General features: G+C 64.5%; 19 protein-coding genes. 2 read left to right on the plus strand and 17 right to left on the minus strand.

All coding sequences use genetic code 11. From position 1 onward, the window contains the following. Positions 1–105: 105 nt before the first annotated feature. The 14 genes from ACIPK7_RS13540 to ACIPK7_RS13605 all read right to left on the minus strand — a co-directional run bounded on the left by ACIPK7_RS13540 (position 106) and on the right by ACIPK7_RS13605 (position 10,107). Positions 106–447, minus strand: a complete 342-nt coding sequence (locus ACIPK7_RS13540) for a phage tail assembly protein (protein ID WP_192435845.1) — start codon at positions 445–447, stop codon at positions 106–108. Between the two features lie 11 nt (positions 448–458). After that, on the minus strand, positions 459–962 hold the full coding sequence (locus ACIPK7_RS13545) for a phage major tail tube protein (protein ID WP_017517328.1): 504 nt from the start codon (positions 960–962) through the stop codon (positions 459–461). Positions 963–974: 12 nt separating this feature from the next. Further along, on the minus strand, positions 975–2,135 hold the full coding sequence (locus tag ACIPK7_RS13550) for a phage tail sheath subtilisin-like domain-containing protein (RefSeq protein ID WP_401088253.1): 1,161 nt from the start codon (positions 2,133–2,135) through the stop codon (positions 975–977). A 141-nt stretch (positions 2,136–2,276) separates the two neighbouring features. Next, positions 2,277–4,166: a phage tail protein gene (locus ACIPK7_RS13555; RefSeq protein ID WP_401088255.1), complete on the minus strand. Its 1,890-nt coding sequence runs from the start codon at positions 4,164–4,166 to the stop codon at positions 2,277–2,279. Then, complete coding sequence (locus tag ACIPK7_RS13560; protein WP_192403011.1) at positions 4,157–4,771, minus strand: phage tail protein I; 615 nt, start codon at positions 4,769–4,771, stop codon at positions 4,157–4,159. Before ACIPK7_RS13560 ends, ACIPK7_RS13555 begins: the two co-directional genes overlap by 10 nt. Further along, positions 4,764–5,654, minus strand: coding sequence for a baseplate J/gp47 family protein (locus ACIPK7_RS13565; protein ID WP_401088257.1), 891 nt, complete (start codon positions 5,652–5,654; stop codon positions 4,764–4,766). Before ACIPK7_RS13565 ends, ACIPK7_RS13560 begins: the two co-directional genes overlap by 8 nt. Beyond that, positions 5,651–5,977, minus strand: a complete 327-nt coding sequence (locus ACIPK7_RS13570; protein ID WP_017517323.1) for a GPW/gp25 family protein — start codon at positions 5,975–5,977, stop codon at positions 5,651–5,653. The genes ACIPK7_RS13565 and ACIPK7_RS13570 overlap by 4 nt, the downstream gene beginning before the upstream one ends. Positions 5,978–6,087: 110 nt before the next feature. Continuing rightward, the gene (locus tag ACIPK7_RS13575; RefSeq protein WP_401088259.1) at positions 6,088–6,651 is read right to left on the minus strand and encodes a phage baseplate assembly protein V; all 564 of its coding nucleotides are present in this window, start codon (positions 6,649–6,651) and stop codon (positions 6,088–6,090) included. Continuing rightward, positions 6,648–7,178: a hypothetical protein gene (locus ACIPK7_RS13580; protein ID WP_192435850.1), complete on the minus strand. Its 531-nt coding sequence runs from the start codon at positions 7,176–7,178 to the stop codon at positions 6,648–6,650. The genes ACIPK7_RS13575 and ACIPK7_RS13580 overlap by 4 nt, the downstream gene beginning before the upstream one ends. A 17-nt stretch (positions 7,179–7,195) precedes the next feature. After that, on the minus strand, positions 7,196–7,540 hold the full coding sequence (locus ACIPK7_RS13585) for a phage holin family protein (protein ID WP_401088261.1): 345 nt from the start codon (positions 7,538–7,540) through the stop codon (positions 7,196–7,198). Positions 7,541–7,972: 432 nt separating this feature from the next. After that, positions 7,973–8,740 carry a class I SAM-dependent methyltransferase gene (locus ACIPK7_RS13590; RefSeq protein WP_192435852.1) on the minus strand — a complete coding sequence of 256 codons (768 nt, stop codon included), beginning with the start codon at positions 8,738–8,740 and terminating at the stop codon, positions 7,973–7,975. 213 nt (positions 8,741–8,953) lie between these two features. After that, the gene (locus ACIPK7_RS13595) at positions 8,954–9,436 is read right to left on the minus strand and encodes a GNAT family N-acetyltransferase (RefSeq protein ID WP_401088263.1); all 483 of its coding nucleotides are present in this window, start codon (positions 9,434–9,436) and stop codon (positions 8,954–8,956) included. 82 nt (positions 9,437–9,518) lie between these two features. Further along, entirely contained in the window at positions 9,519–9,878 is a 360-nt protein-coding gene (locus ACIPK7_RS13600; RefSeq protein WP_401088265.1) for a hypothetical protein, read from the minus strand. A gap of 19 nt (positions 9,879–9,897) precedes the next feature. Continuing rightward, positions 9,898–10,107: a TraR/DksA C4-type zinc finger protein gene (locus tag ACIPK7_RS13605; RefSeq protein WP_401088267.1), complete on the minus strand. Its 210-nt coding sequence runs from the start codon at positions 10,105–10,107 to the stop codon at positions 9,898–9,900. 410 nt (positions 10,108–10,517) lie between these two features. Between ACIPK7_RS13605 and ACIPK7_RS13610 the strand changes: the two genes are divergently transcribed. Next, positions 10,518–11,288, plus strand: coding sequence for an XRE family transcriptional regulator (locus ACIPK7_RS13610; RefSeq protein ID WP_401088269.1), 771 nt, complete (start codon positions 10,518–10,520; stop codon positions 11,286–11,288). A gap of 120 nt (positions 11,289–11,408) precedes the next feature. Beyond that, positions 11,409–11,735: a pyocin activator PrtN family protein gene (locus ACIPK7_RS13615; protein WP_192435857.1), complete on the plus strand. Its 327-nt coding sequence runs from the start codon at positions 11,409–11,411 to the stop codon at positions 11,733–11,735. A 291-nt stretch (positions 11,736–12,026) separates the two neighbouring features. Here ACIPK7_RS13615 and trpE read toward each other — a convergent pair whose 3' ends face one another. The 3 genes from trpE to rpe all read right to left on the minus strand — a co-directional run bounded on the left by trpE (position 12,027) and on the right by rpe (position 15,085). Then, complete coding sequence (trpE, locus tag ACIPK7_RS13620; RefSeq protein ID WP_401088271.1) at positions 12,027–13,520, minus strand: anthranilate synthase component I; 1,494 nt, start codon at positions 13,518–13,520, stop codon at positions 12,027–12,029. Between the two features lie 72 nt (positions 13,521–13,592). Continuing rightward, on the minus strand, positions 13,593–14,411 hold the full coding sequence (locus tag ACIPK7_RS13625) for a phosphoglycolate phosphatase (RefSeq protein ID WP_401088273.1): 819 nt from the start codon (positions 14,409–14,411) through the stop codon (positions 13,593–13,595). Further along, positions 14,411–15,085, minus strand: coding sequence for a ribulose-phosphate 3-epimerase (rpe, locus tag ACIPK7_RS13630; RefSeq protein ID WP_015475282.1), 675 nt, complete (start codon positions 15,083–15,085; stop codon positions 14,411–14,413). The genes ACIPK7_RS13625 and rpe overlap by 1 nt, the downstream gene beginning before the upstream one ends. Between the last annotated feature and the right edge of the window lie 160 nt (positions 15,086–15,245).

The raw sequence follows: 15,245 nt of genomic DNA on the forward strand, positions 1-15,245 counted from the left end.
CAGCCAGCGCCCCTTTCCTGGGCAAACCAGCCCGCCTAATCCCCCAGCCACCATCGCAGGTCGCTCAAGGTCATACGGTCCAGTTCGCCGGCCGTGAAGCCCGACTCAGTCGCCAGCCGCCGCGCCAGTTGGCGCATCAGCGCGAAGCTCATCCGCGTCCTCTCGCACCAGGCGAAAGTAAGCGTGTTGCAGACGCTGGTAGTCACTGAGCTTCAGCCCCTCCAGGTCCTGGCGGCTGACCTGCACCAACGAGGCAAACAGTTGCAGCTCGCGCTCCTCGTCATCGCTGGCCACCTTGCTGGCCTGGCGGATATCACGCACCGTCGGCGCGCGCAGGGTGAGGGCATCGACTTCGACGCCATTGCAGGAGGTCGGGCGGGACAGCTTCACCACGGCCGCGTCCTCGGACAGGCTCAGCCACGCGGGCTGTTTGACGGAGTCTTGCATCAGGGTTCTCCTCAGGCGCCCAGGTCAGCGCGCAGCGCGGCGAGCTGATCGACGCCGTTGATCTTGCGCACGGAATTGACCGGGTCGATCTCGAACATCTCGCGACCTTCGATTTCCAGCTTGTAGTAGGTGACGGCCACGCTGTAGGTGCACGCGGCCAGCTCATTGGCCTTCCACTCGCCCGGATCGACTTCCTTGAGCAGGCCACGCACGGTGGCAACCACCGGTACGGTGCCGCCCTTCTGGGTCTTGAAGGAGCCGCGGAAGGTGCCATTGAAGGAACCCTGGTCACTCAGGCCGAAGAACTTCATGGCCTCGCGACGGGCGCCGTTGGTGGTGAACTTGGCCTCCATGGCCTCCAGGCCCATGTCGAGCAGGATCGGCGCATCCATGCCACCGGCGCGGTACTCCTGGGTCTTCACCTTCAGGGCCGGCAGGGTCAGGGAGGGCACGTCACCGGCAAAGCTCACGCCGTCGACGAAGAGGTTGGTGTTGGTCAGGATCTGCGGAATCATCTTGGGTTCTCCTTAAGCTGCGTCCAGGACTTCGGTGAGCCATTGATCGGTCACCTCGACGCGGAAGTTGGGGTTCTCGGCCGGCGGTACGTCGGTGAAGCGGATGTTCCAGTACACCTTGCCCTCGGCCAGTTGGCTGGCGGTGTTGAGTTCCGGGTCGGCGTAGACCTCGAAGTCAATCACCGCGCCCTGGTTCTTCAGGTCGCGCATGAAGGCCTGCAGGCCCTCGGTGACGTCCTTCACGTAGGTCTTGGTGATGCCGCGGTCGACCGCCCACTTGTGGCCGGCAAGGATCGCGTCCATCACCATGTCCATGGTCCGCACGCGGGTCACGAAGGCCCACTTGGCGTCGCTGGAAAGGGTGCGGTTGCCCCACAGGCGGTAGCCGTCGTCACGGATGATGGTGGTGATGTTGGCGTTGTTGAGCAGGTTGGCGCGGCAGGTCTCGTCGCCGTCGAGGAACTCGATCGGGCGGCCGGTGCCGGTGATGCCGAGCAGTTCCTTGTTCGACGGCGAGGACCAGAAGCCGTACTGGCTGTCAGTCCAGGCGAACAGCGCGGCGGCGTTGGCCGACGCCGGTGCATCAACGGTGGCGCTGCTGGCGGTATCCCAGTACTGCACACCCGGATCGACCAGGTAGATGCGCTTGCTGCCGAACTCGCCGGCGTAGGCGATGGCCGCCTCGTCGGTGGTGTTGGGGCCGTCGACGATGGCGATGGCGCGCAGCTTCTCGGCCAGCGCGCCCATGGCGGTGGCCACCGCCTGGGTGGCGGAATGCTTCGGCGCGATCAGCAGGCGCGGCTGCGCATTGAAGCGCGACTTGCCGTCGAGCAGCGCCTGCAGGCCGGTACGCTGGCCGGCTTCGGTGACGGTACCGATGATCGCGGAAGTCAGCTGCGCAGCATCCTCGACCTTCGCCACACCCACCGCCACGACCACCGCAGCGGACTGGGTGAAGATGGCAGTGCAGGACTTGTAGATCGCCGACGCGGTACCGAACGCGGCAGCCGCTTCACGCAGGCTGGTGAGCAGCACCGGCACATCGGCCTGCGCGGTCAGCTTGGTATCGGGGGTGAAGGTATCCACCAGGCCGATGATCGAGGACGACGGCAGCGCAATGGTGCGCGCACCGACGTCGACATTGGTCACGGTGACGCCGTGAAAGAAGCTCATAGATATTCTCCAGACATAAAAAAACCGCCGGGAGGCGGTTGGGTGGTTTGCCATTGCCGCTGCGAGCGGCTGGCAAGATTGCAAGTATCGTCCATACAAACTTTCGATGCCGGAGCAGGATCATCTGCAACTTCAGACTATTCAGTAGCCTATTGCCATCCAGTCAAAGCCCATGGCGCCGGGCGTTCCACTTTTGTCGACGCAGAAGAAAACTCCTCCCGTATTTGTCCTGTTGTTGATCCCGACATAAACGGGAAGGCCAGTAGCAACCCAGCGTCCGACGGCAGTGACTGCTCCAACGCCGCTCGGGAACGGTATGGGCCACGCCACATTCGAAATCCCGTCGGCACCGGAGATAAATCCGCCCCACTGAATGATCAGTCCGCTAGGCAGCTTCTGGTAACCGGCGGCCGTCTTCAAGACCCCGTACATCGAGGATCCAAAGCCATCACCCACCACATACCAGTTTCCACCAGGGCCGTTGGAAACCACCGTCAATGATTGCCCGGCCAGAACCGAGTAGGTATTGAGCACGTTTCCGGCTCCATACATCAGAGTCTCTGCGCCGCTGGCCTTGAGGGTGAAACCAGCATTCGCCCTGATGGTGTAGGTCGTCAGGCTGGGCTGTGTCGTGGAGAGCGCGGGAAGCGTGACAGTGATGCCTGCTGCCTGAACCTCGAACCAGCGTCCCGATTGCGCCACGGTGAGTGTCGTACTGGCGGATACACCTATTCCGCCGCCGGCGCCGTAATGCAAACCAGCAGTCTGGACAAAGGCGGTCGTCGCAATGCTGGTGTCGTTGTCGAACTGCGCCGGAGTGGGCGCCGTCGGGTTGCCGGTCAGCGCAGCAGAGGCTGACGTAGCCAGAGGAGCAATCGCTGCCTGTATGAAAGCCGTGGTTGCCAACTGCTGCGAATTTGTTCCCGCAGCAGCGGTCGGCGCAGTCGGAACACCACTGAAAGCAGGCGAGGCTATTGCCGCAAGAGGGCTGACGGCAGACTGGACAAAGGCGGTCGTCGCCAACTGCTGGGTGTTGCTACCGGCAGAAGCGGTCGGGGCGGTTGGCGTTCCGGTGAATGCAGGCGAAGCCACCGCCGCAAGAGGAGCAATCGCTGCTTGTGTGAAGGCCGTGGTCGCCAGTTGCTGGGTGTTGCTGCCCACTGCAGCCGTTGGCGCCGTCGGAACGCCACTGAACGCCGGCGAAGCCAGCTTCGCCAACCCGTTGGTGATGTTCTGGAACGCCAGCGCCGTGGTGCCCAGTACGATCACGCCATCGGTCACCAACTGCCAGACACTGTCCGCCTGCGCAGTACCGCTCTCCACCGTAACGGTCAGGCCCGGAGTGACCTCGCTGTTCTCGTCAGCATCGGTCGCGCGCTTCCAGACACCCGCTGCAACGACATACAGCCCGTTGTCCACGGCACTGGTCTGGTTCTTCACCAGCACACGGTCACCCGCCGCGAGCGCGACACCATCGACTGTCTGCAGTCCGCTCAGCGTGACGCTTGCGGTAGTCGCAGCGCGTACCGACTGTTTGTAGTCCAGCCGATTCAGCGCGGTGACGATGGAGTTATCCACATACTCCCGCGTCGCCAGCACCACGCTCGGGTCGATCTTCAGCTCCACCGAAGCCGCATTGCTGACGATCAGCACGATGCGCACGGTCTGGGTGCGGCCGCTGCCTTCGGCCAGTTGCGGCTTATAGGACGGCGCGCAGTTGGCGTAGGCGATCAGCGCGCCGGCTTCGTCGTACAGGCCCATCTCGCGGATCCACCAACCACCCACGTCCTCGGGGATGACCTGTTCGGCGATGATCTGCGCGCTGTTCGCCGGGTCGACGCTCAGGCGGTTCAGCGGTGCGCGGCGGACTTCGTTGACCAGCCGGGTGCGGCTGGCATCCGGGGCCGGCACATCGCCGCCGCCGTCGCCCACGGCGAGCTGGGTGATTTTCAGGGTGGTGCCCAGCGCGGTGGCATTCGCCAGCTTGCCGGCACCGATCGTGGTGAGAAGTGCGTAGTAGGTTACTGCCATGGGTAGACACTCAAGCTATCGATGGTGTGTTCCCGGCCCGGCAAGCCGTGGCTGCCGATCGCTTCGATCACGTCCGGGAGGTAGGGGTAGACGGTGACGATGTCGCCGTCGTATTGCCCGGAGCCGACGGTTATCCGCCCCTGGGATTCCAGGCTGATATCCAGCCCGATGAGGTGCCGCGTGAGCGGCTTGGCGTCTTCGATCAGACGCTCCACCTCCTGGTACATCTCTTCGCTAATGCCGCTGTCGAGCACGCCGATGCGCAGGCGAAAGGTGCCCGGTTCGCCCATGGGCGAGCCCTGCCACCACTCGGTGATTTCGATCAGGTAACCCAGCGGCTCGATGACCCGCCGCAGCGCGGCGATGGTTCCCTTGTGCTGGTGGATGCGGAAGGCCGCAGCCACTGCCTTGCGCTTCACGGCCTCGTTCCACGCCGGGTCCCAGCGGTCCACCGACCAGGCCCAGGCCAGATACGGCAGCAGCGCCACCGGGCAGCGTTGCGGGTCCATCAGCTCGCGCAGTGGCACCGGCAGGTCGGCAGCCTGTACATCGGCCAGCACGCGCTCCAGCGACGTCGAGTTGATCGGCAGCAGGCGGCTACTCATCGGAGCCACCCACGCGGATCTGGTAGCCGCTGCAGTACGCCGCCTGGGTCGAGTCGAGCACCACGTCGGCAGCCGGCTTGGCCAGCTCGACGCGCTGCACGCCTTCCACATGCAACGCGGCGAACAGCGCGCTGCGGCGAATATCACGGCCGATGCGGCGCTGGGTGGCGATGTAGCTCTGCAGCGAAGCCTCGGCAGCCTGCTGGATCAGCTCGGCCTCGGGGCCCGGATAGATGTAGAGCACCGCGTCGACCTGATAGGGCACGATGGCGGCGGACTGCACGGTGAGGCGGTCGCCGACCGGGCGCACGTCTTCGTCGTTCAGCGCCTTGCGCACGGCATCCAGCAGGTCGGCCGACGCCGCACCATTGCCCTCGGAAGACAGCACGCTGACCAGCGCCTCGCACGGCTGCGGGCTGATCGCCGAAACATCGGCGATACGCCCGTCGGCGCCGAGGGCGAAGGCCACGTAGGCGTTGCGCGGGCCGGCCACCGAGAGCTGGTCGAAGGCCAGCTGGGTGCGGTTGCGCAGCGAGTCGTCGCCCTCCAGAACCGCTGGGGTTGGCGGCGAGGTCGTGGCATCCGCCTCCTGGATCACCAGGCGCTTGACGTTGTAGCCGGCGGCCAACTGATCCAGGTCGCCCTGGGTCGCGTAGCCGAGCATCACGGCGCGGGCGGCATCGTTGATCCGTGCGCGCAGCAGCAGCTCGCGGTAGGCAGCTAGTTCGAGCAGCTTGACCACCGGATCGGACTCCACCGCCGCCGTCCAGCCTTCGCCCATGGCGCTGCGAAAGTCCGCCAGCAGCTCTTCATAGAGCGCCTCGTAGTCGAGGCTCTCGACCACCTGCGGAGCCGGCAATTGGGACAGGTCGATCAGGCTCATGCCGCCACCTCCAGTCCGATCTCGTCGCCCAGGTAGACGCCGCGCAGGCGCAGCGAAACGCTGCCGGCGACCACCGCCACCACCTGCACCGAACTCAGGCGCAGGCGCGGCTCCCAGCGGCCGATGGCGCGGGCCACTTCAGCCTGCACCGCGCCCTTCCAGCCTTCGGTCACCGGCAGGTCGACCATGCGCCGCAGGCGGCTGCCGTACTCGGGGCGCATGCGCCGGCTGCCCAGCGGTGTGGTGAGGATGTCCTCGATGGATTGCTTCAGGTGCGCCAGCGCGCTCAGCGGCTGGCCGTTGCGTCGATCCATGCCGATCATGGCCGCGCCCTCCGTCGCTCAGGGCGCGCACGGGAAAAGTTGCCCATGGCTGGTCTCCAGAAATGCAGAGGCCCGCACGAAGCGGGCCTGGGTTGGAAGTCGAAGCGACTTCAGTGTGTGTGGTGGTTGCTGTTGCCGGCGATATCCATGATCGAGCCGGTACTGCTGATGTTGCCGTTCACCGTCAGTGCGCCCTTGATGCTCACCGGACCGGTCAGTTGGATGCTGGCAGCGGTGACATTCACCGCTCCGGGGTCGATCACTACCTGGGTGCCGCCGACTTTCACCGTGGCGGTACCGGCGGGCAGTTGCAGGTCGTAGCGATGCGCCTGCCAGTCGTAGCTGAGCACGGCGCCATCGGGGAAATGCCAGCTCTCCACCTCGCCGCGATTGTTCGGCGCCGCTGAGGCAGCGCCGAACAGGCCCGGAACGAAAGTGCCCATGGCCGCCATGCCGGACGGGCTGAGCAACACGCCCTGCTCGCCCAGGCTCGGCGCGCGCCAGTGCCGCGCGGCGCCAGCAGCTTGTGCGTGCCAGCGCACCCAGGCGCTGGTCCACTCGCCGGAGCGCACACGCACCCGCGCCGCCGCCAGATCCACGGCCACCACTTCGCAGGGCATCACCAGGGCAGCGAGCATGCGGTCGTGTTCGGCGCTCACGTAGTCCTGGTTCATTGCAGGCCTCCGGGATCGAAGTAATCGTCCTCGTGGCCGGGCCCGGTCTGCGGGTCGAATCCGAGCACGAGGCTGCCCGGCGGCTGGTCTTCCCAGGGCCACTCGGTCTCGCCCAGCAGCACCGGCTGCTGCCACTCCACCAGCCACACGCGGCAGGCCGCGAGCTGCGGGTTGTCGAGCTCCGGTTGCGCCTGGATGAAGCTCACCGGCTCCAGTTCCAGCCCCCAGTTCTGTGCACGCAGCAGGACCGCCAGCGCCGCGACATTACGCAGCGCCAGCTCCTCCGCTTCGGCATCATCGCGCGCCACCAGCAAGCGTGCCTGCAGCCGGCAAATCAGTGCTGTCTGGCCATTGCCGGGATCGTGCCCCGGCAGCACTCCGGCGTACTCCAGCGCCAGCGCGGGGAGCAGCGTCGGCGCCTGCTTCAGCGGGCCGCGCAGGAATGTGCCGACCTCGGTCAGTCGCTCAGTCAGCGTCTGCTCGACTGCATCGAGCAGCAGCGCCAGGGTCAAAGGTTGTTCGGACATGTCGTCTCCTCGCAGCTTCACTCTTGCCCACGCTCGCTTGGCGGCAGTTCGCAGACACCCAGGCGCTTTGCCGCCCAGCGTTCATAGAGGCCGACCGCGATCTCCGCGCCGGCCGCCGCGGTCAGGCTGCCGATGGCGGCGGCGAGGGTCAGCGAGGCGCCGCAGGACATGGCGAGGAACATCACCGCCATGCCGCAGATGATGGAAGCGCCGGAACGCAACGCCAGCCGCCGCAGCAATCGCCAGCCGCCCAGGCCCGCCTTGTCGGCGCGCCACATTTCACCGCTGATGCCGCCCGCGACGGCGAGCAGGATCAGCCCCCACAAAGGCACGTCGGCCAGGGTCTGAGGTTCGTTGCCCATTGGCTCACCTTGCATAAAGACGCCCGCGAACGGGCGAAACCGGCGGCTATCAGCCAACCGGGGATGACTGCCGGCGTGCTCGCCGGCCACCCGCCGCAACGACGGATCAGAAAAACGCGGGCATGAAAAAGCCCGGCTCAGTGGCCGGGCTTTTCGGTATTTCGCGTTGTGCTCCCTGGGGACGCACCTTTACAAGAATGACTACTTTTTACCCCCCGATTCCCTCCGGAACAAGGCTTCCACCTCCATGCACTGCAATAGGAGGGCAACGTATCGGCAACAAGCTTCCATATACCGGGCTCGATTTGTCTGACGCCAACTGAAAGTTGAACGAAAACATCCCGAACCTCGGATCACGGGCGCAGCTCGCCCTTGAATGATAAATGTAGCGAAGGCGCAAAGGCCTGCTGCATCAAACCGGTCAACCGGCCGTTAACTGAAGCGCGCGAAATAGTCACCACCCCCGACCCGATTGCCCAACAGATAACTCATCTGGCCCACATCGAATCCTGGTGACGTACCGACCTGTCCTTTGCGGACGACCACGAAACCGTCATTGACGATGACCTCATCAATCAACTCAGGATGGCTGACGCTGGCAAGGAGGATCTCGATCACCAAGTTGGCCAACGACTCCTTGCCGGCGAAAGGCTTCTTCAGGTCTGCGACCTCAATCGACTGGTGGGCCCACGCCCAGTCCTCGATCACATAGCTGCCGCCGGCCTTGAGTCGAGGGAACAGGGTGTTGAAAGAGATTCGCGACTCCTGGAGGTAGTGCGAAGCATCGTCTACCACCAGGTCCAGCGGTTCGCCGGCAAACTCGGATTCGCAGATGGCGATCAGACGAGCACTGTCGGCCTGATTCACACCGTAGAAAGCCCTCACTTGCCCGGCGGCATGCTCGGCAATGTATCGATCCAACTGCGCGGCCGGCTTCTCCATGAAGTCTATGGCGACCAGTCGGTCCGGCTGGAAGAATTCGTTGAGAAATACCGTGCTGCCGCCACGAAAGATGCCAAGTTCAAAAATGTTGCGGTGCGACATGCCGGTCAGGTGTTCGACGTACTTGTCGATATAACGGCGAGGTTTTCCGAGAATGAAGCCATCCGCCTCTTTCAACGAGAACAGATCGGACAGTTGCCGGATAGTCTGGAAGATGTGGGTTCGAATGGAGAAACGGTGATCATCCCATACAAGCATGGAGAGTCCTTTCCGACACTTCTTATCGTTGATTATGAGCAGCCACTGTCGGCCGCCATCGGAGGCTAGCGGGCCCTACTGTATCGGCAACGAGACAAAAGGTCAGCAGCAGAAGAACACCAGGCAGTATTGAACACTCTGGTAGCAGTGGATACGTTTGGGCTGGTGGAGACTGTATGCGCGGACGCGAAGCACAAAGCGAGATGCCTCGAATCAACCACCAGCCAGAGACTTTCCCATCAGCAGGGTGGTGAACCCGCTCTGCCATTCTTCATCGGGATAGCGGTCCAGTTCATGGTAACCGTGTCGCCGATAGAACGAACATGCCTGCCGATTGAATGTGTCGGTTTCGAGGCGGACTTCCGCATGACCTGCCCCAGCAATGATGCCTTCCGCATGCCGCAGCAGTGCCGCACCGATTCCCTGGCGTTGGTGACGGGGAGAAACATGCAGGGCATCGATGAAGTCGTCGCGCCAGTCGAGCAGGCCGGCCACCTCGCCGCCAAGGCAGGCGACTTCGAAATGTGCCAGGCGCGCACGCACATAAGCAGCGGTGTGCGCAGAAGACTCGAAGCGCGCGATGGCTTCGGCGCTCAACTCAGGCTTCCAGGTGGTTTCGTAGGTTTCGCGGAGGATGCGCAGGATGGCATCGGTATCGGCGGGTTCGGCGCGGCGAATCAGGATAGGTGTTGTCATGGACCGCGAGCATAGCTCAAGGGGACCCGCGAAAGCGCAAAACCCGGCGCAGGGCCGGGCTTTGGATGAAGAAGGGAAAAGATCAGGCGACGCGGCGCATCAGCCGTGACTGAATGCTCTGGTGCGCCACGTGCAGGCGCAGGTAGAAGGTATTGCGGCTGCAGCGGCAGTGCCGGTACTTCTGCGTGGCCTCGCTGTCGCGGTTGAGGTAGTGCTCGGTGACCACGTCCTTCTGCTCGTCCGGCAGGTGGTTGATGATCAGGTCCAGCTCCGCGACACGGTCGAGGATCACCTTGCTGCCCCGCGTGCCGCGAATCATCTCGCCCTTGTTGGCCATCATCATCGCCAGCAGGTTGCCGCCGGCATAACCGCCGCCGGCGCTGCCCGGGTTGTGCATCTCTTCGGCCCAGAGTTTGAGCATTTCATCGATGGGTTTGATCACGGCGTTTCTCCCGCGCGGCTCAGTGCCGCCGCTCCAGTTCATCCATTGCCTGGCAGTCGATGCAGCGGGTGCAGCCCGGCGCGGCCAGGCGGCGCGCCGGGGGGATGTCGTCGCCGCAATCCTCGCAATACTCGGCGGAGCTGATCGCCACCGGGGAGCGGCGGCTGTGCAGCATGTCTTCGATGCGCTCCAGCATCAGGTCGTTGGCGTAGTCGGCGATATCAGCCACGGCGCACCTCCGCATCGGCGAGGGATTCGGGCTGCATCGTGCAGTTCGGGTGTTGGTTCATGAAGGTCCTCCTGGCGACATGCCCTCCGTGGTCGCCGAGCTTCGGCCGCCTGGGGTGGTCAGTCGCGATCTATTCGTCGCGGATGCCGACTCGTCGGGCGGCATCCCTTGCCGGTACGCGGGCGGCGCCTCCCTGGCCCACCCGCATCCTCCAGCCTGCCCCGCTCGTTACGGTCTGCAGGCAACCCGCGGCATCCTTGCCGCGGTGAGGGGGAAGCCACTGCCTCCCTTCAGCCGAACCGGGGTTTGTCTGTCCGGTGGGCTGCTGGCTTTTATGATTACAACCATAGCTATATTTAGTCAACACCAAAGCTATTTACACGCTACAACCCAGGAGGTAGAGTGCCGCCATGGACAAGACTCTCTCATCGACGCTGGCCGACCGCCTGAAACAGGCGATGGCCTCGCGCAACCTCAAGCAGGAAACCCTGGCCGAAGCCGCCGGGGTTTCACAGAACACCATCCACAAGCTGACCTCGGGCAAGGCGCAGAGCACGCGCAAGCTGATCGAGATCGCCAGCGCGCTGGGGGTCTCGCCGACCTGGCTGGCCACCGGCGAAGGCACGCCGACGCCGGGTGCCAGCGCACCTGCGCCGCGCCCGGCCGATGGCAGCCCGTTGCGACTGGAACCGCTGCACCCATGGGATAGCGACACACCGCTGGACGAGGACGAAGTGGAACTACGCCTGTACAAGGAAGTGGAACTGGCGGCCGGCGCCGGCCGTACCGCAGTGCGCGAGATAGAGGGGCGCAAGCTGCGTTTCTCGTACGCCACGCTGCGCGCCGCGGGGGTCGACCCGGCAGCAGCGATCTGCGCCCAGCTCACCGGCAACAGCATGGAGCCGCTTATCATGGATGGCTCCACCATCGGCATCGACACGGCCACCACGCACATCACTGACGGCGAGATCTACGCTCTGGAACACGAGGGCATGCTGCGGGTGAAGTTCGTCTACCGCCTGCCCGGCGGCGGCATCCGCCTGCGCAGCTTCAACCGCGACGAATACCCCGACGAGGAGTACCCGGCGGATCAGTTCGACAGTGGGCAGATCCGCATGATCGGCTGGGTGTTCTGGTGGTCCACCGTGCGTCATCGCCGCGCGCCTACCCTGGTGCGCTGAAGCATTCAAGAACAAAGACGCCCCGCTTCGGCGGGTTTTTTTCTTGCGCGTCGATTGAAGAGAAATACAACCTTTGCTATATTTCTCCTGTCGCCACCACCATCGGAACAGGAGAGTCCCATGCAGCCGACCGCAGAAGTCCGCCACGCCCCACGCCCGGAAACCGTGAGCCTGGTCTACCAGATCTTCGGGGATGTCCTGGTGCCGCTGGAGCAGGTGCGCGAGCGCTGGTTCCGCAACCTGAACCGGGAAAATTTCAGCAAGGCGTTGTCCTGCGGGCGCATCGCCTTGCCGGTGACCACGCTGGACGACAGCCACAAGGCGATGCAGTACGTCGCGGTGGATCATCTGGCGGCGTATGTGGAGGAACGCTCGCAGCAGGCGGACGCGGCGCTGGCCCGGCGCAAGGCGAGCTTGCAGGTGGTGGAGGCGCGGCAGGCGGGTTGAGGTCTGGATTGTAGGAGCGAGCTTGCTCGCGAACCCGCCCAGCGATGGAGTAGTCGGCAGACTCTGTTCGCGAGCAAGAACTAGGCGTCCCCCTCGATCCTACGAAGAGCCGCAATTCCTGATACTCCTGCGCTGGATTTCCCCTCACCCCGGCCCTCTCCCGGAGGGAGAGGGGGCAGATTGGAGTCAGCGCAAAGCACGACGCCAACCGAAGGCGTCCAGCCAAGGCAAACCATTCAGGACACAATAAAAAGCCCAGCCGAAGCGGGGCTTTTCAATCGAGCGACAAACTCAATCGCGGCCATGCACCTTGGCGGTGTGCTCGGCCAACGCCACGGCGCGGAACATCGCGCGGCGCTTGTTGATGGTTTCTTCCCACTCCGCTGCAGGTACCGAATCGGCGACGATGCCGCCGCCGGCCTGGACATGGAGTTCGCCGTTCTTGATCACCGCGGTGCGGATGGCGATGGCGGTGTCCATGTTGCCGTTCCACGCGAGGTAACCCACCGCGCCGCCGTAGACGCCGCGCTTGACCGGCTCCAGTTCGTCGATGATTTCCATCGCGCGGATCTTCGGCGCGCCGGACAATGTGCCGGCCGGCAGGATGGCGCGCAGGGCGTCCATCGCGCTGAGCTTCTCGTTCAGCTGGCCGTTCACGTTGGAGACGATGTGCATCACGTTGGAGTAGCGCTCGATCACCATCTGCTCGGTAACCTTCACGCTGCCGGTCTGCGACACGCGACCGACGTCATTGCGGCCCAGGTCGATGAGCATCAGGTGCTCGGCGATTTCCTTGGCGTCGGAGAGCAGGTCTTCTTCCAGCGCGCGGTCGGCGTCCTCGGTCGCACCACGCGGGCGGGTGCCGGCGATGGGGCGTACGGTGACTTCGCCGTCCTCAACGCGCACCAGCACTTCCGGCGAACTGCCGACGACGTGGAAGTCGCCGAAGTTGAAGAAGTACATGTAGGGCGTCGGGTTGAAGCAACGCAGCGCGCGGTACAGGTCGATGGGCGCGGCGCTGAAGTCGATGGACATGCGCTGCGACGGTACGACCTGCATGCAGTCGCCCGCCAGGATGTATTCCTTGATGGTGCCGACAGCGCGCTCATAGTCCTCGCGGGTGAAGCTGGCGCGGAACTGCGGTTCCGGGGCATTCACGGTGCTGAAGTCCAGGCCGCGGCGCGGGGTAATCGGCTGGCGCAGGCGCTCCAGCAGTTCTTCCAACTGGGCCAGGCCGTTGTCGTAGGCGTCGGCCTGAGCCGGGTCGGCAAGAACGATCGCGTGCATCTTGCCGGCGAGGTTGTCGAACACGACCACCGCGTCGGAGACCATCAGCAGGATGTCGGGGTTGTTCAGCGGATCGGGGTTCGGGCACTGCGCCAGACGCTGCTCGACGTAGCGCACGCAGTCATAGCCGAAGTAGCCGACCAGTCCACCGTTGAAGCGCGGCAGACCGGCGATGGTCGGCACGCGGTAGCGCTCCTTGAATTCCTCGACGAAGGCCAGCGGGTCGGCGCATTCGAAGCTCTCGGTCTCGATGCCGTCGACCTTGATGCTCGCCTGGTGGCCGTACACACGCAGTACGGTGCGGCTGGGCAGGCCGATGATGGAGTAGCGGCCCCACTTCTCGCCGCCCTGCACGGATTCGAGCAGGTAGGTGTTGGGGCCGTCGGCCAGCTTCAGGTAGATCGACAGCGGGGTGTCGAAGTCGGCAAGGGTTTCGCAGGTCAGCGGAATGCGGTTGTAGCCTTCGGCGGCCAGGCGCTGGAATTCTTCGCGGGTCATGATCAGCCTCGTGGAATGAGGAGGTAACGGACTTGGTTGCACACACGCGCCGGGCGGACCGGCCAAAGGAAGTCAGGCGCGCCAGCGCCAGCGGGCCAGGGCCTTGATGACTTTCATCCAGAGTGTGTGGGGAGCCGTTTCCACGGTGCTGTCTCGCTGAGCGGGAGTTGAGGCGGAGTCGGGCAACACTATCGCTTTGCCCGAATCGAAGCAAGGCAGCAGATGGCTCAGGTCGTCGAGCACCAGTGTCGGGGTTTCCTCGGCGATGGGGCGGCCGTGGTTGTAGCCGTAGCTCAGGCCCACGCTGCGCACGCCGGCGGCCTTGGCGGCGAGGATATCGTTGCGCGAGTCGCCGACGAACAGGGCCTGTTCCGCCGACACGCCGGCCATTTTCATCACGAACAGCAGCGCGGCCGGGTCGGGCTTCTGCTGCGGCAGGGTGTCGCCGCCGATGATCCAGCGGAAGAACTTGCCCAGCTTCATCTCGTCCAGCAGCGGGCCGACGAAGCGCTCGGGCTTGTTGGTGATCAGCGCCAGCTCGACGTCGCGCTTCTTCAGCCATTTCAGGGTTTCGATCACACCGGGGTAGACCACGGTCAGCGCATGGCTGTCGGCGTAGGCGTCCATGAACAGTTCGAGGGCGCGCTCGGTGTCTTCCTCGCTGACCCCATCGTGCTCGATGTCATTGGCCAGGGCGCGCCGCACCAGTACCCGCGCGCCGTTGCCGACCCAGAGACGCACGGCGTCCAGGCCGGCCGGCTGGCGCCCGAGCGCCAGCAGCATCTTGTCCACCGCCGCAGCGAGGTCGGGGACCGAGTCCACCAGGGTGCCGTCCAGGTCGAACATCACCAGACGCGGCAGTCCGGCGAACGGCAGCTGTGCAGCACTCATCACTTGCGCGCCTGCGCCAGCTCAGCGTGCATGGCGCGGATGACCTCGGCGTAGTCAGGTGCGTTGAAGATGGCGGAACCGGCGACGAAGGTGTCGGCGCCCGCTTCGGCGATCTCGCGGATGTTCTTAACGTTCACCCCGCCGTCGATTTCCAGGCGGATGTCACGGCCGGAGGCGTCGATCAGCGCGCGCGCTTCGCGCAGCTTGTCGAGGGTGCCGGGGATGAACTTCTGCCCGCCGAAGCCAGGGTTGACGCTCATCAGCAGGACCATGTCTATCTTGTCCATCACGTACTTGAGCGCGTCCAGCGAGGTGGCCGGGTTGAACACCAGGCCGGCCTTGCAGCCGCCGTCCTTGATCAGTTGCAGGGAGCGGTCGATGTGCTGGGAAGCTTCGGGGTGGAAGGTGATGTAGGTGGCGCCGGCTTCGATGAAGTCGCCGATGATGCGGTCCACCGGGGAAACCATCAGGTGCACGTCGATGGGCGCGGTGACGCCGTACTTGCGCAGTGCCGTGCAGACCATCGGGCCGATGGTCAGGTTCGGCACGTAGTGATTGTCCATCACGTCGAAGTGGACAATGTCGGCACCGGCAGCGAGCACCTTGTCCACATCCTCACCCAGGCGGGCGAAGTCGGCGGAAAGGATCGACGGAGCGATGGCGTAGGGTTGCATGGCGCACCTCTGTGGGCGGAAATCACGGATGGCGCGCATTGTAGCCGCTCGGACGGCTCGAAGGGGATTGGACCGATAGTCGATACGGAAAGTGCAGGAGCGAGGCGAAAACGCGGGCAAAAAAATCGCGGAGCGATCCCGCCCCTGTGGGTGAGCACAG

Origin of the sequence: Pseudomonas sp. NPDC086581 (assembly GCF_044746165.1) — a bacterium.
Classification (GTDB): Bacteria; Pseudomonadota; Gammaproteobacteria; order Pseudomonadales; family Pseudomonadaceae; genus Pseudomonas.